Annotated in this window: 23 protein-coding genes and 1 tRNA gene; 10 read left to right on the forward strand and 14 right to left on the reverse strand. The window is 70.2% G+C overall.

The features are described from left to right. Window positions 1–176: 176 nt before the first annotated feature. Window positions 177–719 carry an ECF transporter S component gene (locus tag ACWGST_RS07000; RefSeq protein WP_452045943.1) on the reverse strand — a complete coding sequence of 181 codons (543 nt, stop codon included), beginning with the start codon at window positions 717–719 and terminating at the stop codon, window positions 177–179. Between the two features lie 80 nt (window positions 720–799). On the opposite strand from ACWGST_RS07000, the gene ACWGST_RS07005 reads away from it, so the two are divergent. The 5 genes from ACWGST_RS07005 to ACWGST_RS07025 are packed head-to-tail and all read left to right on the forward strand — an operon-like array spanning window position 800 to window position 4,722. Continuing rightward, complete coding sequence (locus ACWGST_RS07005; protein ID WP_452045944.1) at window positions 800–1,621, forward strand: ABC transporter permease; 822 nt, start codon at window positions 800–802, stop codon at window positions 1,619–1,621. A 1-nt stretch (window position 1,622) separates the two neighbouring features. Then, a complete protein-coding gene (locus ACWGST_RS07010) occupies window positions 1,623–2,387 on the forward strand; it encodes an ABC transporter ATP-binding protein (RefSeq protein WP_452045945.1) in 765 nt (254 codons plus the stop codon). 39 nt (window positions 2,388–2,426) lie between these two features. Then, window positions 2,427–3,443 carry a hypothetical protein gene (locus ACWGST_RS07015; protein ID WP_452045946.1) on the forward strand — a complete coding sequence of 339 codons (1,017 nt, stop codon included), beginning with the start codon at window positions 2,427–2,429 and terminating at the stop codon, window positions 3,441–3,443. An 18-nt stretch (window positions 3,444–3,461) separates the two neighbouring features. Next, window positions 3,462–4,268 (forward strand): alpha/beta fold hydrolase, encoded by an 807-nt coding sequence (locus ACWGST_RS07020; RefSeq protein WP_452045947.1) that lies wholly within the window; start codon window positions 3,462–3,464, stop codon window positions 4,266–4,268. Beyond that, a complete protein-coding gene (locus ACWGST_RS07025; protein WP_452045948.1) occupies window positions 4,261–4,722 on the forward strand; it encodes a GbsR/MarR family transcriptional regulator in 462 nt (153 codons plus the stop codon). Before ACWGST_RS07020 ends, ACWGST_RS07025 begins: the two co-directional genes overlap by 8 nt. A 39-nt stretch (window positions 4,723–4,761) precedes the next feature. Here the strand turns inward: ACWGST_RS07025 and ACWGST_RS07030 are convergent, their stop codons facing one another. The 5 genes from ACWGST_RS07030 to ACWGST_RS07050 all read right to left on the reverse strand — a co-directional run bounded on the left by ACWGST_RS07030 (window position 4,762) and on the right by ACWGST_RS07050 (window position 10,914). Continuing rightward, window positions 4,762–6,060: a hypothetical protein gene (locus tag ACWGST_RS07030; RefSeq protein WP_452045949.1), complete on the reverse strand. Its 1,299-nt coding sequence runs from the start codon at window positions 6,058–6,060 to the stop codon at window positions 4,762–4,764. Between the two features lie 98 nt (window positions 6,061–6,158). Then, window positions 6,159–7,004, reverse strand: coding sequence for a glycosyltransferase family 2 protein (locus ACWGST_RS07035; protein WP_452046005.1), 846 nt, complete (start codon window positions 7,002–7,004; stop codon window positions 6,159–6,161). A 76-nt stretch (window positions 7,005–7,080) separates the two neighbouring features. After that, window positions 7,081–7,893: a CDP-alcohol phosphatidyltransferase family protein gene (locus ACWGST_RS07040; RefSeq protein WP_452045950.1), complete on the reverse strand. Its 813-nt coding sequence runs from the start codon at window positions 7,891–7,893 to the stop codon at window positions 7,081–7,083. Window positions 7,894–7,898: 5 nt separating this feature from the next. Next, window positions 7,899–8,930 carry a glycosyltransferase family 2 protein gene (locus ACWGST_RS07045; RefSeq protein WP_452045951.1) on the reverse strand — a complete coding sequence of 344 codons (1,032 nt, stop codon included), beginning with the start codon at window positions 8,928–8,930 and terminating at the stop codon, window positions 7,899–7,901. Window positions 8,931–9,105: 175 nt separating this feature from the next. Further along, window positions 9,106–10,914: a S1C family serine protease gene (locus ACWGST_RS07050; RefSeq protein ID WP_452045952.1), complete on the reverse strand. Its 1,809-nt coding sequence runs from the start codon at window positions 10,912–10,914 to the stop codon at window positions 9,106–9,108. Window positions 10,915–11,104: 190 nt separating this feature from the next. On the opposite strand from ACWGST_RS07050, the gene ACWGST_RS07055 reads away from it, so the two are divergent. Further along, window positions 11,105–12,337 (forward strand): aminotransferase class I/II-fold pyridoxal phosphate-dependent enzyme, encoded by a 1,233-nt coding sequence (locus tag ACWGST_RS07055; RefSeq protein ID WP_452045953.1) that lies wholly within the window; start codon window positions 11,105–11,107, stop codon window positions 12,335–12,337. Between the two features lie 29 nt (window positions 12,338–12,366). Here ACWGST_RS07055 and ACWGST_RS07060 read toward each other — a convergent pair whose 3' ends face one another. Both ACWGST_RS07060 and ACWGST_RS07065 read right to left on the reverse strand, forming a co-directional pair. Continuing rightward, the gene (locus ACWGST_RS07060) at window positions 12,367–13,200 is read right to left on the reverse strand and encodes a carbon-nitrogen hydrolase family protein (protein WP_452045954.1); all 834 of its coding nucleotides are present in this window, start codon (window positions 13,198–13,200) and stop codon (window positions 12,367–12,369) included. Between the two features lie 105 nt (window positions 13,201–13,305). Then, window positions 13,306–13,710, reverse strand: coding sequence for a DUF7144 family membrane protein (locus ACWGST_RS07065; RefSeq protein WP_452045955.1), 405 nt, complete (start codon window positions 13,708–13,710; stop codon window positions 13,306–13,308). 250 nt (window positions 13,711–13,960) lie between these two features. Between ACWGST_RS07065 and ACWGST_RS07070 the strand changes: the two genes are divergently transcribed. Then, window positions 13,961–16,219: a LuxR C-terminal-related transcriptional regulator gene (locus ACWGST_RS07070; protein WP_452045956.1), complete on the forward strand. Its 2,259-nt coding sequence runs from the start codon at window positions 13,961–13,963 to the stop codon at window positions 16,217–16,219. A 7-nt stretch (window positions 16,220–16,226) separates the two neighbouring features. On the opposite strand, the gene ACWGST_RS07075 is transcribed toward ACWGST_RS07070, so the two are convergent. Both ACWGST_RS07075 and ACWGST_RS07080 read right to left on the reverse strand, forming a co-directional pair. Beyond that, the gene (locus tag ACWGST_RS07075) at window positions 16,227–16,589 is read right to left on the reverse strand and encodes a carboxymuconolactone decarboxylase family protein (protein WP_452045957.1); all 363 of its coding nucleotides are present in this window, start codon (window positions 16,587–16,589) and stop codon (window positions 16,227–16,229) included. A gap of 29 nt (window positions 16,590–16,618) precedes the next feature. Continuing rightward, a complete protein-coding gene (locus ACWGST_RS07080; RefSeq protein WP_452045958.1) occupies window positions 16,619–17,845 on the reverse strand; it encodes an AI-2E family transporter in 1,227 nt (408 codons plus the stop codon). Between the two features lie 308 nt (window positions 17,846–18,153). Between ACWGST_RS07080 and helR the strand changes: the two genes are divergently transcribed. Next, window positions 18,154–20,409, forward strand: a complete 2,256-nt coding sequence (gene helR / locus ACWGST_RS07085; RefSeq protein ID WP_452046006.1) for an RNA polymerase recycling motor ATPase HelR — start codon at window positions 18,154–18,156, stop codon at window positions 20,407–20,409. Window positions 20,410–20,473: 64 nt separating this feature from the next. Here the strand turns inward: helR and ACWGST_RS07090 are convergent, their stop codons facing one another. Beyond that, entirely contained in the window at window positions 20,474–21,091 is a 618-nt protein-coding gene (locus ACWGST_RS07090; RefSeq protein ID WP_452045959.1) for a DUF305 domain-containing protein, read from the reverse strand. 138 nt (window positions 21,092–21,229) lie between these two features. After that, window positions 21,230–21,508 (reverse strand): universal stress protein, encoded by a 279-nt coding sequence (locus ACWGST_RS07095; RefSeq protein ID WP_452045960.1) that lies wholly within the window; start codon window positions 21,506–21,508, stop codon window positions 21,230–21,232. 122 nt (window positions 21,509–21,630) lie between these two features. Here ACWGST_RS07095 and ACWGST_RS07100 point away from each other — a divergent pair, with 122 nt between their 5' ends. Beyond that, complete coding sequence (locus tag ACWGST_RS07100; RefSeq protein ID WP_452045961.1) at window positions 21,631–21,822, forward strand: hypothetical protein; 192 nt, start codon at window positions 21,631–21,633, stop codon at window positions 21,820–21,822. A 64-nt stretch (window positions 21,823–21,886) separates the two neighbouring features. Here the strand turns inward: ACWGST_RS07100 and ACWGST_RS07105 are convergent. After that, window positions 21,887–21,963, reverse strand: a tRNA-Met gene (locus ACWGST_RS07105). Between the two features lie 288 nt (window positions 21,964–22,251). Between ACWGST_RS07105 and ACWGST_RS07110 the strand changes: the two genes are divergently transcribed. Further along, window positions 22,252–23,649 (forward strand): glycoside hydrolase family 18 protein, encoded by a 1,398-nt coding sequence (locus tag ACWGST_RS07110; protein ID WP_452045962.1) that lies wholly within the window; start codon window positions 22,252–22,254, stop codon window positions 23,647–23,649. A gap of 85 nt (window positions 23,650–23,734) precedes the next feature. On the opposite strand, the gene ACWGST_RS07115 is transcribed toward ACWGST_RS07110, so the two are convergent. Beyond that, window positions 23,735–24,631, reverse strand: a complete 897-nt coding sequence (locus tag ACWGST_RS07115; RefSeq protein WP_452045963.1) for a class I SAM-dependent methyltransferase — start codon at window positions 24,629–24,631, stop codon at window positions 23,735–23,737. Window positions 24,632–24,674: the final 43 nt, after the last annotated feature.

Raw genomic sequence — 24,674 nt, forward strand, 5'->3', positions numbered from 1 at the left:
CCACCCCTCGGGGTTCTTTCCCACCGCCCCCGACCCCGGGCCGGGCCCCACCCCGGTGTTTGCCCCCCCCCCACCCCCCCCCACCCCCTCACAGGGGGGGAGCCCCCGCGCCCCCCCCTCTTCTCTGTCTTATGCAGATCTGTCTTCTGCAGATCTGTCTTCGCTCTGCTCGTGCCTCAGGACGTCAGCGTGCGCGCGACGCCCGCGCGCGCCAGCGACGCCGCGATCACCCGGCCGAGCCAGGTGAAGGCGATGGGGCTCAGCGCGAACATCGCGAGGTAGAGCGCCCAGAACCACGGTGCGTAGTGTTCGGGGCCGAGGGCGATGAACGTGCCCGCGGCGAGGATCAGGCCGGATGCGCCGGCGGCGACGTAGTACAGCCACGCCGACCAGTTCTTGTAGCGCGTGATGAAGAACGGCAGTTCGAGCAGCGCGCCGACGAGCAGGCCGGTGCCGAGGAACCGCAGGATCCAGTGCGGCGCGAATGCCGCGCCGACGAGACCCGCGATGAATCCCGTGAGGATGCCGACGCCCGGGCGCTTCAACAGGGCGAGCGCGACCGCGCTCGGCAGGAAGTGCGAGCCGATCGTGATGCCGTAGAGCATCGGGGCGATACCGGCGATGAGTCCGGCCGCGTATCCTGCTCCGGCGGCGAAGAGACCACCGCCGACGCCGATCGCGGCACAGCTCAAGATCACGCGGGTGCTGGTGCGGTGCACGAGGCTCCTTCCGACTGGGCTCGGCACTTGCCACCCGTCTGCAGACAAATCTACCCCGGTGCGCCATCTACGATGAGAGCGTGACGAGCACGGTGTCGAGAGCATACGGTGACGCCCACCCGCTGCAGCGGACGCCGTGGGCCAGGTACCGGCATTCGCTGTGGCTGCTCACGACGCGCGACCTGAAGGTGCGCTATTCGACGTCGGCCCTCGGCTACGTCTGGTCGGTGCTCGATCCGCTCGTCATGGCGGGCATCTACTGGTTCGTCTTCACCCAGGTCTTCCAGCGCCCGGTCGGCACCGAGCCCTACATCGTCTTCCTGCTGTCGGCGCTGCTGCCGTGGATGTGGTTCAACGGATCCGTCTCCGATTCGACGCGCGCGTTCCTGAAAGACGCGAAGCTCGTGCGCTCGACGATGATCCCCCGCACGATCTGGGTCAATCGCGTCGTGCTGTCGAAGGGCATCGAGTTCCTGCTCGCGCTGCCGGTGCTCGCACTGTTCGCGGTGATCTTCCGCGACGAGCTGCAGCTGCACTGGGAGCTCGCGCTGTTCCCACTCGCGATCGTGCTGCAGGCCGTGCTCACCGCGGGCGCGGCCCTGATCGTGGCACCGCTCGTGGTCTTCTTCCGCGATCTCGAGCGGGCGGTCAAGCTCGCACTCCGGTTCCTGTTCTACGCCTCGCCGATCATCTACGGCGTCACCGACCTGCCGCCCCAGTTGCACTTCTGGGCGGCGTTCAACCCGCTCTCGGGCATCTTCGGCCTCTACCGCGCCGGTTTCTACCCCGACGAACTCGACTGGTTCAACGTCGCCGTCGCCGCGGTGATGTCACTCCTGATCCTCATGATCGGACTGTGGGTCTTCCGCTCCGCCGAGCGCCAAGTATTGAAAGAGATCTGAAATGGATGCCGCGACCGTCGTCTCCTCGGCCCCCTTCGCCATTCGCACCACCGGGCTCGGCATCCGGTTCCGGCGCAACCGGCGCGGCCGCCGCTCGTTCAAAGACCTGTTGGCCGGCCGCCGCCGCCGCACCCGCCCGGGCGAGTTCTGGGCCCTGCGCGATGTCTCGATCGAAGTGCGCCCCGGCGAGGCGATCGGCGTCGTCGGGCGCAACGGCCAGGGCAAGTCGACGCTCTTGAAGCTCGTGGCGGGCGTCATGATCGCCGACGAGGGCACGGTCGAGATCACGGGCGGCGTCGCCCCCCTCATCGAGATCACGGGCGGATTCGTCGACGATCTCACCGTGCGCGACAACATCTACCTGACGGCCGGCCTGCACGGCATGACGAACGCGCAGATCGACGCGAAGTTCGACGAGATCATCGGCTTCGCCGACATCGGCGACTTTCTCGAAACACCCTACAAGCACCTCTCGAGCGGCATGAAGGTGCGCATCGCCTTCGCCGTGATCTCGCAGCTCGAAGAGCCGATCATGCTCGTCGACGAGGTGCTCGCCGTCGGCGACAAGGCGTTCCGCGAGAAGTGCTATCGCCGCATCGACGAGCTGCTCGCGGGCGGCCGCACGCTGTTCTTCGTGTCGCACAACGAACGGGACCTCCGCCGCTTCTGCACACGCGGCCTCTACCTCGACAAGGGCGCGCTGCAGCTCGACGGGCCGATCGACGAGGTGCTCGCCCGCTACAACGCCGAGCACGGCGCCGGGTAGCGGGTTCGCACGGGTCCATCTCGTATGATCGACCCCACCATGGCAGACCGCGTGCACACGATCACCTCGATGGGCTCGGGCGCGCCGCGAGAGGGCGACCCCGACTCCGACCGTTCCGGGAGCACCGCGTCCCCGGGATCCACCACCGACGAGGGCCGCGCCCACGGCGTCGAGCGCGGAATCGACCGCGTGCTCGCGATCCAGCGGCCGATCGTGGTCGCCCACCTCCGCGCCATCCGTCGACGTTCACCCGATGCGAGCCCCGAGCAGATCGTGCGCATCCTCGAGCGCCGCTATCTCGCCGCCGTCACGACGGGCGGTGCCGCCGTCGGCGCGACCGCGGTCATCCCCGGCATCGGCACGGGCGTGACGCTCGCACTGTCCGGCGTCGAGACGGCGGGATTCCTCGAGGCCACCGCCCTGTTCGCGCAGTCGGTCGCCGAGGTGCACGGCATCGCCATCGACAACCCCGACCGTGCGCGCGCCCTCGTGATGACCCTCATGCTCGGCAACGAGGGTGTCGACCTGGTGCGCCAGCTCGCCGGTCAGGCCACGGGCTCGGGCGCCGCCCGCAACGTCTATTGGGGCGAACTCATCACGAACAGCATGCCCAAGGCGATCATGGGCCCGGTCGTCGACAAGCTCCGCAGCGTCTTCATCAAGCAGTTCGCGGTTCGTGGCGGCGCAGGCATCATCGGCAAGGCGATCCCCTTCGGCATCGGCGCCGCGATCGGCGGCATCGGCAACAGCGTGCTCGGGCGTCGTGTGCTGAAGCAGTCCCGACTGGCGTTCGGCCAGGCTCCCCCGGTGCTGCCGCTCGAGCTCGAGCCGCGTGAGGGCGACTCCATGCTGAGCTCGGCCGCGTCGCGGCTGTCGCGCGCCGGCGCCGTCGTCGGCGGCGTCGTGCTCACCGCCGGCCGCGGCATCCAATCGGCGGGGCAGGTCGCGGGCAAGGCCGCGGGGCGGGCCGCGCGCGGCGCGATCACCCGACGACCCGGCGACGGAGCGGCTCCGGAATCCGCCGACAGCACCGGAGAGTCGCCCGACGCACTGTAGTTTCGCTATATTCAGAATATGTTGAATCTGGATCGCACGCTCGCCCGCCCGGGCGCGACACTCCGCTTCGCGATGCTCGACGGTGATCGGCGGCCGGTCGTGCTGGTCCACGGCGCCGGCATGGATCACTCCATGTTCGCCGCGCAGGCGCTCGCCCTTCATGAGGCCGGCCATGCGGTCGTCGCGTTCGATCAGCGCGGCCACGGCGGTTCGAGCCTCGAACCCGGCACGCGCTTCACCGGGCAGGCCGCGCTCGACGATCTCGCGGCGCTCCTCGACCACCTGGCCCTCGGTCGCCCCGCCCTCGTGGGGCACTCGCTCGGCGGCAACGTCGTACAGGCACTCGTGCGCAGAGACCCGGGCCGAGCCGGCGCGCTCATCGTGATCGACTCGACCTGGAACACCGGGCCGCTCTCCCGCGGCGAACGCACCGCGCTCCGCCTCGCCGCCCCCGCACTGTCGCTCATTCCGGCGTCGCGACTGCCCGGCATGCTGGCTCGCGCCTCGGCGGTCACGCCGGGGGCGATCGCGGCCACCGAGGCGATGTTCGCGCGCATGCCGAAGCGCTCGTTCCTCGACGTCTGGGCCGCGACCGTCGCGTTCGTCGACCCCGACCCCGCCTACCGGGTGCCCGTCGACCTCGGCCTCATCCGCGGCGAACTGGATCGCACGGGCAACATCGCGACGGCGATGCCCGCGTGGGCGAGGGCCGAGGGCGTCGGCGAACACGTGGTCGCGGGTGCCGGCCACGTGGTGACCCTCGATGCGCCCGAAGCCACGACGATCGCGCTCCTCGACCTGCTCGCATCGGTGCCCCATGTCTGAGCGCGACGAACGTACCGAGTTCATCGAGTCGGTCGGCGACACCCTCGCCTCGTGGCACCTCTCCCGCGCGACCGGGAGGGTGTACGGGTTCCTGCTGCTCGGGAGCGAACCGGAGACCCTCGACACCATCGGGGCCGAGTTGAGCCTCAGCACCGGCGGCGTCAGCACCGCGGTCCGCGAGCTCGTCTCCTGGGGGCTCGCACGAACGATCCCCCAGCCCGGCAGCCGGCGCCTCCGCGTGGAGGCCGTCGGCGGATTCGAGCAGTTGCTCGCCGCGAGTCACGAGCGGACGCGAACCTTCATCCGCACGCTGCACTCGGGAGCGGCGCTCACCGAGGGCGAACGCGCACGCGAACGCCTCCGCGCCGTCGTCGACCTCTTCGAGGGCTACGTCGACGCGGGCGACCGGATGCTGCGACGGCATCGCGTCGACGATGACGAACCGCGGCGGTGACTCCGCACCGGCTCCACCGCCCGACGATCCGATGCGCAGCTACGCCTCGAGTTCCTCGTCGTCCTGTTCACCGGCACGCACGTCGCGCTCATCGATGTCGCCGTCTGCGGCGTGCAGGGCGGCGAACCGCTCCCACTCGGCCATGAGGTGGTCGACCGCCGCATGGAACCTCGCCGTGGTGACGCCCGGCGTCGTGTCGCCGAAGTACCGTTCCACCCAGAAATGCAGTCGCTCGAGCGCCGAGTCGTCGTGCGACACCTCATCGATGCGGGCGACGAGCGCCGCGGCATCCGCTGCGTCGAGCCATTCGCACGCCTGCAGGTAGCCAGACGTGTCGATCTGCGCCTCTGCGTTCACCGGCCGTGTGACGAGCAGCGGCTTGCCGGCCGCCAGCCGGTCGTAGACCATCGCCGAGATGTCGACGACCGCGACATCGGCGGCCGCGAGCTGCCAGCCGAGCTTCGGTCCGTTGTCGTAGATGTGCTGCGCCGTCTGGTCGGCCGCGTTCGCCGCCTCGATCGCGGCGATGATCGCGCGGTTCGCGGCGCCGTACTCGTGGTCGACGACGCCCGAACGCGGGTGCGGCCGGTAGATGACGCGGTGACGGCCCGTCGCGAGCAGCCCCTGCACGAGCGTGACGCCGTGCGTGGCGATCGACCCGTAGGCGGCGGCGTCGCGGTCGCCCTCCCAGGTCGGCGCGTACAGCACGACCTCGCGTTCGTCGGGCGTGTAGGGCAGGGCCGCGCCGTCGAGGTAGTGGTCGGCCTGCGGGCGGCCGATCGCGATGGCGCGCTTGTCGAAGTCGTAGTCCCAGAGCACCTTCTCGAGGCGCGCGCGGGCCGCATCGCCCGCGATGAACGAGTAGTCGTAGGCCTTGAACTGGTTCGTCGTCATGTACATCTTGTCGGACTCGCCGTGGTTGATGAACACGTGCCAGCGGCGGCCGTAGCGCATCATCTGGAAGTTCTTGGCGTTCTGGTTCACGTAGAAGATCACGTGCAGGTCTTGCTCGGCGATGACCCGCTCGAGGTCGGCGACGCGGCGCACGTAGGCGACGGGAACCGGCGACTCGTCGAGCAGCGTGAGCGCCGCGCCCGACGCCCGACTGAGGATGAGCACGGGGTGCCGCTCGGCGAGCTCGGCGAGCGGCGCGTACCACTGGCGCAGTTGGTAGAGATTGACCTTGCCGTCGGCGAAGTAGACGCCGACGCGGAATCGGTGCTGCGGCAGCGGCTCGTGCTCGGCGAGCTTCGCGCCGAGCGCGCGCTGTGCGCGCCGTGACCACATGATGTCCTTGGCCAGCTTGACGGCGCGTCGCACGTCTTTCCTTAATCCCACTTTGCAAGGGTAGCGAGACCGAGCTGAGCGGATGCCTCGTGGCGGCCGCTTCACCGGCACTGAGAGTCGATCGTTACCGCGTGCCGCGGCGCACGGCGTCAGACGACGGGCGAGCGCCCGGCGAGCGTCATGCGCCAGACGGTGCGCCAGCGCATCGGCCGCCGCTCGCCCGGGTATTCGCGCCAGCCGGCGCGCCAACCGCCGAACCACGCCTTCAGCGCCGCCGGTTGCCGCGCCCAGCGCAGCACCTGGATCGCCGTCCACGAGCCGACGTAGAACGGCACGAGCACGGCGGGGAGGTTGCGGCGCGCGAGCCAGACGCGATTACGGGCGTTGAGCCGGTAGTAGTACGCATGGCGGGCGGGGTCGATGACCGGATGCCCCGCCTCGAGGTCTCCGGCATACCATGCGACGTGCCCGGTGTCCCAGACCCGCCAGGCCAACTCGATGCCCTCGTGCGCGTAGAAGAACGGGTCGGCCCAGCCGCCCGTCGCGTCGAACACCGCACGCGGCATGAGCACGGCGCCCTCCCAGCACGAGAAGACGTTGCTCGAGTGCGCCGGGTCGCCCTTGCGGATGCGCGGGATCCACCGGCGCGGCGAGACCTGTCCGGTCGGGTCGACGACCCGCGGCTGGAGCAGGCCGATCTCCGGCCGCTCGGTGAGCTTGCGACATCCATCGGCCAGAAATGTCTCGCTCGGCAGGAAGGCGTCGTCGTCGAGGAAGAAGATCGCCTCGCCCGTCACGAGGGGCACGCCGCGGTTGCGGCCGGCCGGGATGCCGAGATTCTCTGGCAGGTGCAGCGTCTTCACGCCGGTGGGCAGCGGCGGCGTCGAGGTCGCCGGGTCCCAGCCGTTGCCGACGCAGACGACGTCGGTCACGACGCCGCGCTGGTCGAGAATGCTCTGGATGCCGCGTGCCAGGTCGTCGGGCCGGGTGCCCATGGTGAGCACGACGACGCCGACCCGCGGCGTCACGCTCGCCGAGCCCGTCGAAGCGGGCCGGGCGGACGCGTCCGCATCAGGACCGGACACGGCGGGAGGCCATGATCGCGACGAAGTGACCGATCAGCGAGAGCAGCGCGAGCGGCAGCAGCACGGCGAGCACGACCCGGTCGGTGATCGGCTGGCCCGCGAACAGCCCGACGAGCGCCGCAGCGAGCGCGATCAACGTGAGTTCGACCGAGTGGTACAGACGGTGGAACGGCAGGAACCGCGCTGCCTTGCGGAGCTTGGCCACGAGACCGCCACGGGGCGCCGTCTCGCCGTGGGTGTCGGCGAGCTTCGCGAGCCCGGCGTTGGCGCGGGCGACGTGCACCATGTCGTTGAGCGCCTTGTTGAGCACGATCACGAGGGCGAGGAGCGCCGCGATCGTGGTCCAGAGGAAGTCGGCGGGGAACTCGAGCGGGTACGCCGCCGCACGGATGCCGAGCGCGAGCGGGATGAGCGCCTCGGTCGAGTAGTGGCCGACCTTGTCGAGGAAGACCCCCGCGGGCGACGAGGTTCGGCGCCAACGCGCGACCTCGCCGTCGCAGCAGTCGACGAGCATCTGCAACTGGCCGAGCACGACCGCGAGCAGTGCACCCCAGATGCCCGGGATGAGCAGCGCCGCAGCGGTCGACCAGCCCACGAGGATCATGAGGCCCGTCACGCCGTTGGCCGAGATGCGGGTCTTCAGCAGGATCCACGTGAGGTACGGCGAGAGATTGCGCAGGTACAGCGACGCCGTCCAGTGCTCGGCGTTGCGCCGACCTCGCACCTCGGGCGGCTGCGTCACCTCGCGAAGCTCGGCGATGCTCTTCGGTCTCGTGGTGACCGGTTCGGCCTGTGACATCCGCGTCACCTTCCCGTGTGCCTGGCGATGTTGCTCGTCAGCGCGAGATACCCGAGCACGAAGCCGACCCCCCACGAGACATGTATGCACGGCAACACTACGAGAAACCACGCCGCCGTGCGTGCACCGCGCCCGCGGGCGTACACGAGCGCAGCGGCGATCACGAAGAGCAGGTAGACGGCGGGCACGGCGAAGCCGAGCAGCAGCCACGGCGCCGCGCCGAGCGCGGCCTGCACGAGGCCGGCGATGCCGAGAACCAGACCGAGTGCGACGCCGAGCACCATGACGGGCGGCACGAAATAGCGGATGCCGTTCGCCGACGGGAACCGACGTGCGAGCTCTCCGCGCCAGAGCCCGGTCGAGAACATCTGCCGCGCGAGCCGATCGAAGGTGGAACGTGGCCGATAGGTCACTGCGAGCCGCGGTGTGAACCAGACGAGGCCGCCCGTCTCGCGGAGGCGCCGGTTCAACTCCCAGTCTTGACCGCGCTTGATCGACTCGTCGAAGAGACCGACGCGGAACAGCGCGTCGCGGCGGAAGACCCCGAGGTAGACGGTCTCGGCCGGCCCGGCCGTGCCGCCGACGTGGAAGGCGCTGCCGCCGAGGCCGACCTTGGTCGTGTACGCGAGTGCGACGGCCTGCTCGAACGGCGTCTCACCGCGCGCGTCCATGATGCCGCCGACGTTGTCGGCGGCGGTGTGCTCGAGCTCTTCGACCGCGATGCGCGCATAGTCGACGGGCAGCATCGAATGCGAATCGACGCGCACCACCACGGGGTACTGCGCGGCGCGGATGCCGATGTTGAGCCCGGCGGGCGTCGACCCCACCTCGTTGTCGAGCACGCGAATGCGCGAGTCGCGAGACGCGAGATCGGCGACCAACTCGCCCGTGCCGTCGATCGAGGGGCCGAGGGCGATGAGCACCTCGACGGGGCCCGCATAGTCTTGCGCGAGGATCGACTCGACCGCAGCGCGCACATGCGAGGCGTCGTTCAGCACCGGCATGACGTAGGAGACGCCGAGGAGCGATGCGGGCATCGCTTCAGGGTGGTTCTCGGGCATGTTCCTCACTCGTCGCTCGGGTCGATCGAGCCTAGCAGCCGCGACTTCGAGCACCGATGGCCCGGCGGCTCGACGCCCCGGCCGCTCGACGGCCGCACGAAGGCGGGCCCGGGCCTCATGGACCCGGACCCGCCGTGGGTTCGTGCGCTGATCAGCCCTCGAAGGTTCCGAGGGTGACCGTGACCGTCTTCGACGCTCCGTCGCGCGTGAAGGTCAGTTCGGCCTTCGCACCGCCGGGCAGCGCCCGCACCTGCGCGGTGAGGTCGGTCTGGTCGGTGATCGGCACCCCGTTGAACTCGGTGACGACATCGCCCTTCGCGAGGCCCGCGTCGGCGGCCGCGCCGCCCGCGGGCACCTCGGCGATGAGCGCGCCGACCGTGTCGCTCGAGCCGTCGGCCTCGGCCGAGGTGACCGTCGCACCGAGCAGGCCGTGCGTGGCCGACCCGTTCTCGATGATCTCGTCGGCGATGCGCTTGGCGAGGTTCGACGGCACGGCGAAGCCGACGCCGATGTTGCCGGCCTGCTCGCCCGACGAGGCGCCGCCGGTGGAGAGGATCGCGACGTTGACGCCGATGAGCTTGCCCTCGGAGTCGAGCAGCGCGCCACCGGAGTTGCCGGGGTTGATCGCAGCATCCGTCTGGATCACCGGCAGCGACACGCGACCGGCCGACGCGGCCGGCTGCTGCGTCTGGCCGCCGTCGGGGGCGGGCAGGTCGAAGAAGAAGTCGAACGGGCTGCCGGAGCCCTGGTCGCCCTGGCCCTGGTCGCCCTGGCCCTGGTCGCCTTCGTCGCCCTGGCCGCTCTGCGAGTCGTCGGGCGTCGCCGGCGCGGCCGAGGAGGCCACGTCGATCGAGCGGTTGAGCGCGCTCACGATGCCGTTGGTGACGGTGCCCGAGAGGCCGAGCGGTGCGCCGATCGCGATCGCCGTGTCGCCGACGTTGAGTTTGTCGGAGTCGGCGAAGTCGAGCGGCGTCAGGCCCGAGGCATCCTTCAGCTTGATGACGGCGAGGTCTGAGAGCGGGTCGGTGCCGACGAGTTCGGCCGTGTAGAGGTGGCCGTCGCTCGTCTTGACCTGGATGGTCGGTTCGCCGGTCGCGCCGTCGAGGGTCACAACGTGCGTGTTGGTGAGCACGTAGCCGTCTTCGGAGAGCACGATGCCCGAACCGGTGCCGCCCGACTGACCGCCCGACACCGTGATCGTGACGACGCTCGGGCTCGCCTTGGCGGCGACGGCGGTGATCTGGTTGACCGAGTCGGTGTCGTTGACGACGATGTTCTGTGCGGAGTTCGCGCTCTCGCTCGTCGGAGTGCCGTTGTTGCTCGCGATGAGCGCGGTGATACCGGCGCCCGATGCGCCGCCGATCAGTGCGGCGGCGACGATGGCCGCGGCGACGCCGAGGCCGACGCGACGCTGCTTCGGCGCGGCGGGCGCGCCCTGAGCTGCGACTCCGGCGAGCGGAACGGTCGGCTGGGTCTGCTGCGGTTCGGCGGGGCCGCCGAAGGCCGGCGGCACCTGGCCGGGCTGCGCCGTCTGGGGGGCGGCGGGCGCGGCGGCGGCAACAGATGCGGCGGCGACCGGCGCAGCGGGCGCGGCGGGCGCGGCGGGCGTGGTGGATGCCGCGGCCACGGGCTGTGCCGGCTGCTTCGTGTACTGCGGGGCCGAGTAGGGCTGCGGCTCCTGGCCGGGCTCGTAGACCGTGCCGGTCGCGGCGGGTGGCGGGGTGACCGGGGCTGCGGGCGCGGCAGCGGGTGCGGCCGGCGCGGCGGGGGCTGCGGGCGCGGCGGCAGGCGCGGCAGGCTCCTCGGGTGCAGGGGTGGTCGCCGCAGCAGGTGCTGCAGCGGAAGTCTGGGGTTCGACGGGTGCAGCGGTGACGGGCGCGGCGCTCTCAGGGGCGGCGGGCGTCGGCGTGACGTCGCCGTCGCGGGGCTCCCCCGCGGCGCCGTTCGTGGTGTCGGTCATGGTGTGCTCCTTCCAAGCGATGCCAGCATCCCGAAGCAAGCTGTGTGCCCGATCGGCGGAGTCTATGACTCTGCTATCCCCGCGCCGGGATTCCTCCGAATGCGGTCGGGGAGCTTCGCTGCCTGCGCCAGCGTACTCGTGCCACCCTCGCGTTCGGTGAGAACCTGCGCGAGAACAGTACGGTGAGAACGTGAGCGACTTCTCCCCCGCATCGGGCCTGGCACCGTGGCAGCGCACCGCGGCCGGCGCCGGCCTCCTCGCCGCCGACGGCACGATCGCCGCAACGATCTTCGCCGAGATGAGCGCGCTGGCCGCCCGTACGGGTGCGATCAACCTCGGTCAGGGCTTCCCCGACGAAGACGGCCCGGCCGAGGTGCTCGAGGCCGCGCGACGGGCGATCTCCGACGGGGTCAACCAGTACCCGCCGGGAATCGGCATGCCGGTGCTGTGCGAGGCGATCGCCGCGCATCAACGTCGGTGGTACGGCATCGAACTCGACGCGGCATCCGAGGTTCTGGTGACGACCGGCGCGACCGAGGCGCTCGCCGCGACCCTGCTCGCCTTCGTCGACGCCGACGACGAGGTCGTGACGTTCGAGCCGTACTACGACGCCTATGCCGCGATCATCGCGCGGGCCGGCGGCGTGCATCGCACGGTGCCGCTGCACTGGTCGCGCGAGCCCGGCGCCGGCTGGCAGCCCGACCACGACGAGTTGCGGGCGGCCGTCACCGATCGCACGCGCGTGATCCTCGTGAACTCGCCGCACAACCCGACGGGCGCGGTCTTCGACGCCGAGACGCTCGCGCTCGTCGTCGAGCTCGCAGACCGTCACGACGCGCTGATCGTCACCGACGAGGTCTACGAGCACCTCACGTTCGGCGCCGTGCACACGCCGATCGCGACGCTGCCCGGCGCTCGCGAGCGCACGATCTCGATCTCGTCGGCGGGCAAGACCTTCTCGACCACGGGTTGGAAGATCGGCTGGCTCACCGCGCCCGCCGAGCTCGTCACGGCGGTGCTCGCCGTCAAGCAGTACCTCACCTACGTGAGCGGCGCGCCGTTCCAGCCGGCGGTCGCGGTCGGCCTCGGCCTGCCTGATTCCGTCTTCGTGGATGCCGCGGCCACCCTCTCGGCCAAGCGCGAGTTGCTCGCCGCGGGGCTCACCGCGGCCGGTTTCGCGATCTCGCTTCCGCAGGCCGGGTATTTCATCATCGCGGATGCCTCGCCGCTCGGGTACGACGACGGCGGCGCGCTCTGCCGCGCCCTGCCCGATCTCGCGGGCGTCGTCGGCGTGCCGGTCACGGCGTTCGTGCACCCCGACCGTCAGTCCGCGTACTCGGGCCTCGTGCGCTTCGCGTTCTGCAAGCGGCGCGAGGTGCTCGAGGAGGCCGCGGCCAGGCTCGCCCGGCTCAGCGCCGGCTGACTCGGTTCGCCGGCTCAGCGCCGGTCGAGTCAGCGCGGGGTGACGGCGAAGCGGCGCAGGGCGAGCGCGGGGTTCACGCGGCGCACGGCATCGATGCGCTCCTTCGAGATCCATGCGACCGCGACATCCGTCGTCTCGCCGATCGTGACCAGCTCGACCCCCATGGGGTCGACGACCATGCTGTTGCCGGCGCCGACCGGCGGCGCGTGGTCGGCCGCCGCGACGTAGACCGTGTTCTCGAGTGCCCGAGCGGTCGTGAGCACTCGCCAGTGCGCCTCTTTCAGCGGCCCGCGCACCCACTCGGCAGGCATGCACACGACGTCGGCGCCCGCGTCGACGATGCGGCGCGTGACCTCGGGGAACCTCGCGTCGTAGCAGGTCTGCAGACCGAAGCGGATGCCTCGTGCCTCGAAGATCTCGGGCGGCTCGATGACCCCCGGGGCGACCCAGGCCGATTCCTGCTGGCCGAACGCGTCGTAGAGGTGCAGCTTGCGGTAGGTGGCGACGACACCCTCGCCCGGTGCGACCGCGACGACGGTGTTCGCGACGCGTCGATCGGCGGGGTCGTCGCCCGCCCGGTCGAGGCGTTCGATCATGCCGGCGACGAGGTGCACGCCGAGTCGGTCGGCGATCGCGGCGAGATGGGTGGTGAACGCGCCGCCGAGGGACTCGGCCGCCGAGAGCCACCCCTCGCCGGGCTCGGGAGTGAAATGGCTCGAGTACTCGGGGAAGACCACGAGGCCGGCTCCACGCGCTGCGGCGAGCGCGGCGAGTCGCTCGATCTCGGTGCGATTGCGTGATGCATCGTCATTCGGCGCGAACTGCGCGACAGCGATGCCGACGCCCTCTGTCTCGCTCTGCATGCCCACAGCCTACGGCGATCCGCGGACGCGGACCGACTCCCATTGCACGCCCGTGGCCGCAGGCGCTGGACCCCCCGGTTCCAGCGCCTGCGGCCGTCTCGGTGACTATTCGACCGCCTTGAGCTCCCGGCCGTGGGCGGTGATCGCGTAGATGACGAGGACGTCGATGCCGATGACGATGACCGACCACCACGGCTGCGCCGGGATGAGGAGCAGCTGACCGAGTGCGCTCAGGGAGACGAGGATGATCGCGACGATCCTCGCCCAGGTCGCGCCCGAGAGGAGCGCGACGCCCGTGAGCACGAGCAGCAGCCCGATGATGAGGTTCCACCATCCCCAGCCGGTGATGTCGAAGAGGAACAGTCCGTCTTCGGTGACCGTGTAGTACGTGTTGGAGCCGAGCAGTGCGATGAACGCCTGCAGTGCGCTGAACGCGCCGTTCAGGATGATGATGATGGCCGCGAAGCCGATCCATCCGATCCACCCGGTCTGCTGTGGTGCAGTGCTCATGGTCGTTGGCCCTTCTGCTCGGCGCCGTCGACGAGGGCGTCGGCCGGCGGTTCGGTTGAACACTCGTCAGCGTGGCGCTGAACGGCTCGCGGGGCATCATTCATTTCGCATGAATACGCGGAACGAGCCGACGGACGCCGCACAGACGCTCTGACGGCCGTCGGATCGTGGTGTCCGCCGCGGGTGCCGCATCTCGACACACCCGCACGTGGACGTTGTTGCGCGGCCCGAGGGTCAATATGCTTCGACCGTGCGCGGTCATGCCCCGCCGGCGGAGACGCCGGAAGTCGAGCTCGAACAGCAACTGCTCGACGCCAAGCTCTCAGCCCCGGAATCTCCGACCCGGGGATACGTCAGTCGCGCCGTGCAGATCGAGGCGGCGCGCTCGAGCGGACGCCGGTTCGTCGGGGTCACCGCTCCCGCCGGATACGGCAAGTCGAGTCTGCTCGCCGAGTGGGCGAGCAGTGAGCCTCGAGCGGTGGTGTGGGTGTCGCTGGACCGATACGACGACGACCCCGCCGCGCTGCTGACGCTCCTCGCCGAAGCCTTCGCCCGCACCGAACCCGGCGCGGCACGACTGCCGCGCCGGGTGACGGGGCACGCCGCCACCCTGCTCGGCCGTGGTGCGCCGCTGCTCGCCGCCGCGCTTCGCCACTCGCCGCAGCCTTTCGTGCTCATGCTCGACGACCTGCAGGAGATCCGCGACCCGGCATGCCACGACGTGCTGAGCGTCGTCTTCGCGGGAATCCCCGCTGGATCCCAACTCGTCGCGGCCAGCCGCGGCGAGCAATGGCACGTGCCGCGTGCTCGCGCCGACGGCGAGGCCTTCACCATCACCGCGCGCGACCTGGCCCTCGACGAGACCGGCGCCCGCGCGGTCTTCGCCGGCACGCAGCTGCCGCTCTCGCCCGAAGACGCGGTCGAACTCGTCGAACGCACCGAAGGCTGGCCGGTCGGCATCGTGCTGGCGGCGGCGATCGCGGAGGAGGTCGGCGAGGCGCCGAAGGCGGTCTCGGGAGAGGACCGATACGTCGCCGACTATCTCTACCGGGAATCGCTCGTCACCCTCCCCGAGCACCTGCAGCGGTTCCTCCGTCGCACAGCGGTGCTCGATGCCCTCGCAGCACCCCTCTGCGACGCGATCCTCGAGACGCACGACGCCCAGTCGGTGCTGCAGGAGCTCGATGCATCCAATGTCTTCATCGTGCCGCTCGACCGCAGCCGGGGCTGGTACCGCTATCACGCGCTCTACCGCGAGTTCCTGCTCGGCGAACTCCGTCGACTCGAACCCGAGGTGCTTCCCGGGCTCCAGGTTCGCGCGGCGAACTGGTTCGAACGCCACGGCTCGCCGGCGATGGCGATCGAACTCCTGCTCGACCAGCCCGACGAGCGGGAACGAACCGCTCGACTGATCGCCGCGGCGGCGCTGCCGAGCTACCAGGCCGGACAGTTCGCGACCGTGCAGCGCTGGATGACGATGATCGGCGACGCGGCGATCGAGGCCTACCCGCCCCTGGCCGTGCTGGCCGGGTGGGTCACGGCGCTCTCGGGGCAGTCGACGGAGGCGGCGCGATGGGCCTCCGTCCTCGAGCGCCTCTCGTACGAGGGGTCGCCCGACGACGGCTCGGCGTCGTTCGAGTCCGCGCGCGCGATGCTCCGCTCGGCGATGTGCCCCGCCGGCCCCGCACAGGCGCTGGCCGACGCCGAGTTCGCGTGCGTTGCCGAACCGAGCTGGAGTCCCTGGCGGGACCAGGCGCTGCAGATCCTGGGTGAAGCCAGACTTCTCATCGGCGACGTCGCGGGCGCCGAGACGGCACTCGGCGAGAGTCTGGTGATCGCGTCGGCGACGGGGAACGCGGAGGGCCTGATCCTCTGTGCGGCCGAGCTCGCCTCGCTGTCGATCGACGACGCACGATGGGCCGACGCGGAAGCCCACACGACGGTCGCACTCGCCGCCATCGACGAACAGCACATGGACGACTATGCGACCGCGGTGCTCGGGTTCACCCAGGCCGCGCGACTCGCGCTCCACCGCGGAGATCTCGTCGCCGTGCGCCGAGAACTCACTCGCGCGATGCGCGCGCGCCCCGCCTGCACCGAGGCGATCCCGTACCTCGCCGTGCGGGCACGGCTGCAGCTCGCCAAGGTCCACTGGGCGATCGCCGATCACGCGACCGCCCATCATCTGATCCGGGAGATCGACGACATCCTGCTCATCCGGCCCGATCTCGGCACGCTCGTCGACCAGGTCGACGACTTCCGTCGCTTCATGGCCGCGAGCGAGCAGCAGGGCGGGCAGGGCGGTCCGCCCCTCACCCCCGCAGAGCTTCGCCTGCTGCCGTATCTGCAGACCCACCTCTCGGTTCGGGAGATCGGTGAACGGCTGTTCGTCTCACGCAACACCGTGAGCTCGCAGCTCGGATCGATCTACCGCAAGCTCGGTGTCTCGGCGCGGAGCGAGGCGGTCGACCGTGCGACGCAGCTCGGCCTCCTCGGCTCGGGGCCGTGAGGCTCCGCTAGCGCGAGCTGCCCCCGTCGGGGAGGTCGAAGTCGAGGTCGAGGTCGTGGCCGAGCGCCAGGGCGACCTTCGGGGCCGCGGCGACGACGCGCGGCAGCCCGACGATGGGAATGACGCCGACCAGCACGTCGACGATCTGCGCCGCTGTGCTGCCGGCGCTGATCGCCGCGTCGACCTGGGCACCGAACGACGGCTCCGCGCCGCCGACCGAGACGAGCGCGGCGATCCTCGCGAGCGCGAGCGATCTCGAATCGAGTCGTCCTGGGCCGTCTGCAGCCGTGTCGATCTCGGCCTCCTCGAGGCGCTCATCGTTGATCGCGAGTCGGCGGAGCCTGTCGGTGTAGTCCATGGCGTTCCCCATCTTCTGCTCCTCGTGCCTGACGACAACACCTACGCGGAATGACTCGCCGCCTTCGCCGCCTTCCGCGCCTGGCGTGCCGCCTTCGACTCGGCGTCGGATTCGGCCATGATCTGTTTCGTCTCGTCGAGCTCGCCGATCATCGGCCGTATCCAGGCCATCGACGGGTTCGAGTCCACGAGCAGCAGACGCAGGAGCAGCGACAGCGGAATGGCGAGGACCGCCCCGATCGGCCCGATCACGACGGCCCAGAACAGCACCGAGAAGAAGGTGATGGTCTGGCTGAGGCTCACCGCCTTGCCGACGACGCGCGGCTGGATCACCGACTGGATCACGGCGTTGATGACGCCGTAGACGACGATCACGGCGATCACGGTCGGCCACCCGCCGACGAGCCCGCCGAAGACGATCGGCGGAACGAGCGCGAGGAAGTAGCCGATGTTCGGGATGAACGAGCAGATGAAGGCGAGCAGACCCCAGATGAACGCGCCGGGCACCTGCAGGATCACGAGCGCGATGAAGTCGACGAAGCCCTGCACCAGGCCGAGCACCGTCGTGACGATCATGTACCGGCGCACGTTGTCGCCGTAGTTCACGAAGCCTGAGACGATGAGCGGGCGCACGGGCTGCAGCTGGCGGTGCAGGTGCGGCAGGAACGCCGCGTCCATCGCCATGAGCAGCAGCATCGTGAAGATGATCACGAGGCCCGAGATCCAGCCGGTGATGCCGCCGACGAGCCCCCCGAGGAATCCGAGCAGGGTCGACGGGTCGAAGTCGGCCGACATCGCGTGCAATTCGTCGGAGTCGATGCCGATCGAGCCGAGCCACGTCGCGATGGACTTGCCGAAGTCGGCGATCTGCGAGCTGTACTCGGTCAGCAGCGAGCCGAACTGGCCGATCGCGACGAGGATGGCGTACCCGAGGACGACGAGCAGCAGCGTCACGGCGAGGATCACCGAGCCGGTAGCGAGCCCTCTCGGCACGCCGCGACGCTCGAGCCAGAGCCGCAGCGGGTGCACGCAGATGGTCAGCACGAAGGCGAGGAACACCGGCGCGAAGATGCCCGAGATCGCCGCGATGCCGAAGATCACGACGGTACCACCGCCGAGGCCCATGAGGATGAAGGCGTTGCGGTGCCGGTCGGGGGCGGGCACGTCACCGTTCAGCGCCCCGGATGCCGCGGCTCCCGCGCCGGCGTGCGCCGCGCCGAGGGCCGCTGCGTCAGGTGCCGGCTTCGATCGCCGCTTCGTCCATCGCATGAGGGCCCCCGATCCGCGCACCGTCGAGGTCGGCCCGCGACCACAAGCTACGACCGGCCGCGGTGGGGGTCATCACCTATTCCGAGTGAAAGCGCCGGCCGCGCGTCAGGGCACGAGCACCGGGCACGGAAACCGGGCGTGGAAATGGAGAGCACTCGTGCTCTCCACTCTCAGGATATCGCGGGCAGGGGGGCTTGCCGCAAGGCCCCCTCGTGGGCGCATACTGGTCGGCCGAGCCGAGGCGCGAGCCGCGACATCCGCTCGCCGCCCTCTCTCGATCCCACTCGCCGCAACCTGCAGGAGGACCCCTGACCGACACCGTCTTCAACCTGCCCGACCGCCTCGCCGCGAAAGCCGACCCGGCCCTCATCGCCGACGACGAACGCCACTTCGCCGCCATCGCGGCGAGCCTCGAGCACTCGATCGCCGACGCCTCCGGCCGGCTCGATGCCGAACGCCGCCGACCCGGCGGCGGCGGCCAGGCGGCGCTCGACCGCGACCTCGAGATCCACCGGCTCACCGGGCGGTTGCGCACGCTGCGCCGCTTCGGCCTCGACCTCTGCCTCGGTCGCATCGTCGCGACGGATGCCGCGGCGCCCGTGTACATCGGCCGGCTCGGGCTCAACGGCGCCGACGGCACGCGGCTGCTCGTCGACTGGCGCTCGCCCGCGGCGGAGCCGTTCTTCGCGGCGACGCACGGCGACCCGATGGGCCTCGAGAGCCGTCGCCGGTATCGCTGGACGCGCGGGCGCATCAGCGACTACTGGGACGAGGTCTTCACGCCGGAGGGTCTCGAGGAGCGCGCGGCGCTCGACGACCAGTCGGCCTTCATCGCGAGCCTCGGCAGCACCCGATCGCCGCGCATGCGCGATGTGCTGGCGACGATCCAGGCCGATCAGGACGCGATCATCAGGGCGGGTTCGCGCGGCGCCCTCGTCGTCGACGGCGGCCCCGGCACCGGCAAGACCGTGGTCGCCCTGCACCGCGCGGCATACCTGCTCTACTCGGACGCGCGACTCGCGCACCGCCGTGGCGGGGTGCTCTTCGTCGGCCCGCACCAGCCCTACCTCGACTACGTCGCCGACATTCTGCCCGGCCTCGGCGAAGAGGGCGTCGAGACCGCGACGCTGCGGGATCTCGTGCCCGAGGGCGCAGCCGCGATGGTCGAGACGGATGCCGCGGCCGCACGTCTGAAGGCATCGGCGCGACTCGTGACGGCGGTCGAGGCGGCCGTCGACCACTACGAACGGCCGCCCGCGAACGGAATGGCGGTCGAGACGGATTGGGCGGAGGTGTGGCTCGACCCCGCCGACTGGGCCGAGGCGTTCGACGCACCCGAGGCGGGCACGCCGCACAACGAGGGTCGGGCCGAGGTGTGGGCTTCGCTGATCGGCATTCTGGAGTCGAATCACGACGAGGTCGACGCTGCGGAGGGAGCGATCCGGCGCTCGCTGCAGCAGAACCCGGCACTGCGCACGGCCTTCAACCGCGCATGGCCGCTGCTCGACCCCGCAGGTGTCGTCGGCGACCTGTGGTCGGTGCCCGCGTATCTCGCGGCCTGCGCCCCGTGGCTCGGCGGCGACGAGGTACGGGCGCTGCAGCGGCCTGACGCCCGCGCGTGGACGGCGGCCGACCTGCCGCTGCTCGACGCGGCGCGACGGCGCATCGGCGACCCCGACGCCGCCCTGCTGCGACGGCGGCGCGCCGACGCGCTCGCGGCGCAGCGCGAAGAGATGTCGCGCGTCATCGACACCCTCATCGAAGCCCAGGTGCACGACGACGGCGAGGGCGTCATGACGATGCTGAGCGGGCAGGATCTGCGGAACTCGCTCGTCGACGAGGCCGAGGCGCCCAAGACGGCACCCGACGAACTCGCCGGGCCGTTCGCCCACGTCATCGTCGACGAGGCGCAGGAGCTGACCGATGCCGAGTGGCAGATGCTGCTCGCGCGATGCCCGTCACGCAGCTTCACGATCGTCGGCGACCGTGCGCAGGCCCGGCACGGCTTCACCGAGCCGTGGGGCGAGCGCCTCGCGCGCATCGGGCTCGACCGTGTCGCGATCGCCTCGCTCACCGTCAACTACCGCACGCCCGAAGAGATCATGGCCGTGGCCGAGCCCGTCATCAGGGCGGCGATTCCCGACGCCAACGTGCCGACCTCGGTGCGCCGCAGCGGCGTGCCCGTCACCTACGGCGATCTCACCGAGCTCGACGGCATCGTCGCGGGCTGGCTCGCCGAGCACGATGAAGGGGTCGGGTGCGTCATCGCGCTCGGCGGCGCGGGCGCCGATCTATCGGGTGCCGCAGGTGCCGGCAGGTTCGACGCCGGCGGGTTCGACGCCGACGGGTTCGGTGCCGGGTCGCGCATCCGTTCGCTGACGCCCGAGCTGTCGAAGGGACTCGAGTTCGACCTCGTCGTGCTCGTCGACCCCGATTCGTTCGGTGCCGGCATCGAGGGCGCGGTCGACCGCTACGTCGCCATGACCCGGGCGACCGGCCGACTCGTCGTGCTCACGAGTAGCCCGACGGCCGGGGCGTCGTCGGCCCTCGCAGCACGAGGATGAGATCCATCGCGATCAGCACGAGCTCGAACGGCACACCCGTGCCGCGCGTTGACGTACGGGCAGTTCAGCTGCGCTCGGCGAGAAGCGCCCGCATCTCGTCGATCTCGGCCGACTGCACGCGCATCATCTGCTCGGCGAGGGCGACCGAGTCGGGGTACCCGCCGTTGTCGATCGCGTCCTGCGTCATCGCGATCGCGCCTTCGTGGTGCTGCAGCATCCCGGTCAGGAAGAGCAGTTCGGCCTCTGCACCGTTCGCCGCCTCGAATGCGGCCATCTGCTCAGGTGTCAGCATGCCGCCCATGACGTGCGTGCGATGCACGTCGAGATCGCTCGCGCGACCCCAGTCGCCGAGCCAGCCGACCATCGTGTCGATCTCGGGCAACTGTCCCTGCTTGATGCGCTCGGCAAGGTCGAGCGTCGCGGCTGAGACGCCGTCGGCGGCGAGCACGATGTCGCTCATCACGACGGCCTGCTCGTGGTGCGGAGTCATCATGCCGAGAAAATGCAGGTCGGCGTCGTTGACATCGGCGGGCACGGATGACCCGGCGGACACGGATGCCGCGGTCGACCCCGGAGTCGGCACCGCGGACGCGCACCCTGCGAGGCCGACCACCGCCGCGAGGGCGATCACCGGGGCGATGACGATCGAGCGGTGCGACAAGGGGGTCGACGAGGTGGCCACGATGCCCACGCTATGAGGCGAAGCTGAGCGACAGCAGAACCTGCTGCTTCCCCTGACTCCTCCGTGGCACCGTTTCGCTCGCTCTCAGTCGTGCTCGCTCCGCGCTCTTTCGTCAGTGCGTTCGCGATGGTGCCGCACTCAGTCGACGGCGGTTCGAGACAGGGGTACGAGCAGCACCGGGCGGTCCTGCCCCATCGCGAGCGACTTCGCCACCGAGCCTGCGAAGAACTCTTCGACGCGTTGAAGGGCCCCGTGCCGCCTCGTGCCGACGACGAGCATCCGCGAATCGACCTCGGCGGCCAATCGGGACAACGCGCTCGCGGGATCGCCCGCGAGCACGCGGAACGACCACGTGATGCGGGTGTCCGCGAGCGCCGCCGTGAGCATGTCGCCGAGCGCAACCGCGACGCGGGCCATCTCCTTTCGGTCATGACAACCCGCCGATCTCGTCGGCAACGTGCTCGCGGCGGCCGATGCGGTGGGGTAACCCATGGTCCTGCGACGACCATCGGCGTATGGTGTGGCCCAAGGAGGTCGAGATGACTGACAGGAACTCAAACGCGGGATGCTTCGCCGGCGGCGGTGCGATCTACGGGCTCGGCATCATCGGTGCCTGGGTGTTCTTCTTTCAGCAGGCCGATGCGTTCTGGGCGTTCATCTGGGCGTTCTTCCAAGGCATCTTCTGGCCGGCGTTCATGGTGTACGAAGTCTTCCGGACGCTCGTGGAATGAGACGAGAAAACAGAAGAGGCCGGGACTGAATTTCTTCAGTCCCGGCCTCTTCTTCGTTACCGCTTGGTTGCGGGGGCAGGATTTGAACCTACGACCTCTGGGTTATGAGCCCAGCGAGCTACCGAACTGCTCCACCCCGCGGCACAAGAAGAAACTCTAGCACGAGAAACAGCGTCGAGCGAATCGCGCACGGGCCCCGCGACATCCACTCGCCTGGCTCGTGACGTGCGGCGTCGAGCACGGTGCGGCGACCGCGCAGCCGACCCGCATCGATGGAGGATTCCGCAACGATCCCGCGCAACCATGCAGCCATTCCCCCATTCTTTGTTAAGACTCTTTCCAAACTCTGCTCGACGTTGCTAGCGTCGGCGCAACCGGTTCACCCCACGGGGCGCAGCACGGCCCCCGACGACGATCGATGAGGATTTCATGTCACCACGCCATCTGCTTCGCGGGGCGGCCGTCGCGGCCGCCGCCACTGCACTCGTCGCCGCCGCGGCGGCTTCCCCCGCGCTCGCGCAGGGCAACGGCCACGACGACGGTCACGGCACGGGCCACGACCACCACAGCCACGCGGATGCAGCGGGCCCGAGCGCCATCAACGGCTACCGCTCGGTCGGCTACCTGATGTCAGACACCCCGGTCACCCGCGACTACCAGATCGAAGACCTGCTGCGCACGGGGGCGATCGACGACGTCACCCACATCAACTACGCGTTCGGCAACGTCACGGCGAACCTGAAGTGCGAGATCACCGACGTGGCGGGCGAGGGCGATGCGTACAACGACTACCTGCGTCTCGTCTCGGCCGACGACTCGGTCGACGGCAGGAAGGACAAGGCGAACAAGCACCAGCGCCTCGCCGGCAACTTCAACCAGCTGAAGAAGCTCAAGGAGGTCAGCCCCGACACGAAGGTGCTCATCTCGCTCGGCGGCTGGACCTGGTCGGACAACTTCTCGGAGGCGGCATCGACCCCCGAGCGCCGCGCCGCCCTCGTCTCGTCGTGCATCGACGTCTACCTCGAGGGCGACCTGCCGCAGGTCGGCACCCTCGGCGGCCCCGGCGCCGCAGCCGGTGTCTTCGACGGCATCGACATCGACTGGGAGTGGCCCGTCAACGGCGGCGAGACGGCGAACGCGAAGCCCGAAGACAAGGAGAACTTCCTCGCGCTCATGGAGGAGTTCCGCGCGCAGCTCGATGCCTACGGCGCCGAGACCGGCGAAGAGTACCTGCTCACCGCATTCGGCCCCGCGGGCGGCTGGAACACCAACGCGGGCGGATGGAACACCGCCCGCCTCTTCGCCTCGATCGACTGGCTGAACGTGCAGGGCTACGACTACGCGGGCGGCTGGACCGGCAACACCGGTCACCAGGGCAACCTGCACGCCGACGGCGCGAACAACTGGGGTCTCGCGATCGACAACGCCGTTGCGCTCTACACCGCGGGCGGCGCTCGGCCCGACCAGCTGAACGTGGGCCTCGCAGCGTACGGGCAGGGCTGGACCGGGGTGACGGTCGGCGACCGTGCCGGGTGGACCCCCGACCCCGCGGTCACCTCGATCGGCACGAAGCCGTACTACGAGATCCGCTCGGTCGGCACCGGCTACTTCGACCCCGCGCTCGGCGCCTCGTGGCGCTTCGACGCCGCGAGCGGCCAGTGGTGGAGCCTCGACGACCCCGACTCGGTCACCGCGAAGGCGGAATGGCTCGCGGCCCAGGGCTACGGCGGAGCGATGTGGTGGGACCTCTCGGGCGACTACCGCAACGAGCTCGGCGGAGCGCTCGGCGACGCGCTGCGCTCGGCCGACGAGGGTCCGCTCGGCTGATTCGTGAGCACGACAGCGGCCGTGGCCGGCAGATTCAGATGTCGGTCGCGGCCGCTGGCCGCTGGCCGCTACGGTTGGGTGCCGTCTACCGCCGGGCGCGCGGAACCGCGACGAGTTCGTATGAGAGCGGCAGCCACTGCTCGGCCGGCCAGCCGTACATGCCGTCGCCGAGCTCGACCGTCGCCGGGAAGATGCGCCACGGCACCCGGTCGTGCTCGGTGAAGGTCTCGATGTCGAGACCGGCCTCGCGCAGGGCGGTGAAGACCTCACCGAGTGGATGCATCCATTCCCACGTGCGCACATTGGTGAGCGACGCCTCGGGGTCGGCGTAGTCGCTCGGGTCGTCGATGATGTCGGGCTGCTCGTTCGAATACGGGTACGCGAACACCGGCAGACCGCCGGGCCCCCCGTCGCCGTCGAACACGAGGGCGGCGGGGTGCCCGTCGGCGAAGACGAAACGGCCGCCCGGCTTGACGAACCACGACACGATGCGCGCCCACTCCGCGACATCCGGAAGCCAGCCGATCGTGCCCCACGAGGTGAACACGAGGTCGAACGACTCGGGCTCGGGCAGCATGTGGCGGGCGTCGTACACGTTCGCCTCGATGAATCGGGCGCGGTCCGACACTCCGAGCTCGTCGGCCATGCGACGCGCCTCGGCGATCGCCTTCGACGAGAAGTCGAGGCCGACGACCGTGGCGCCGAGATTCACGAGCGAGAGGGTGTCGGAGCCGAAGTGGCACTGCAGGTGCAGCACCCGCACGCCGTCGAGCCCCTCGGGGTAGAGCCGCATGATGGTCTCGCGCACGATCGGGTCGAGCTGGTCGCCGCCCTCGCGAAGTCGCGTGCGGTCGTACATCTCGGAAGCGACGTGCACGGCGACGCGTTCGTCCCAGCTCGCGAGGTTGTCGTCGAGCCAGTCGCCGCCGCGCATGTCGATGACCATGTCACCGGCGCTGCTCACGTTCGCGTCCGTGCTCATTTCGGCGTCCGTGCTCATTTCGGCGGTACTGCTCTCGTCGCCG

The organism is Agromyces sp. NPDC055520 (assembly GCF_053619715.1).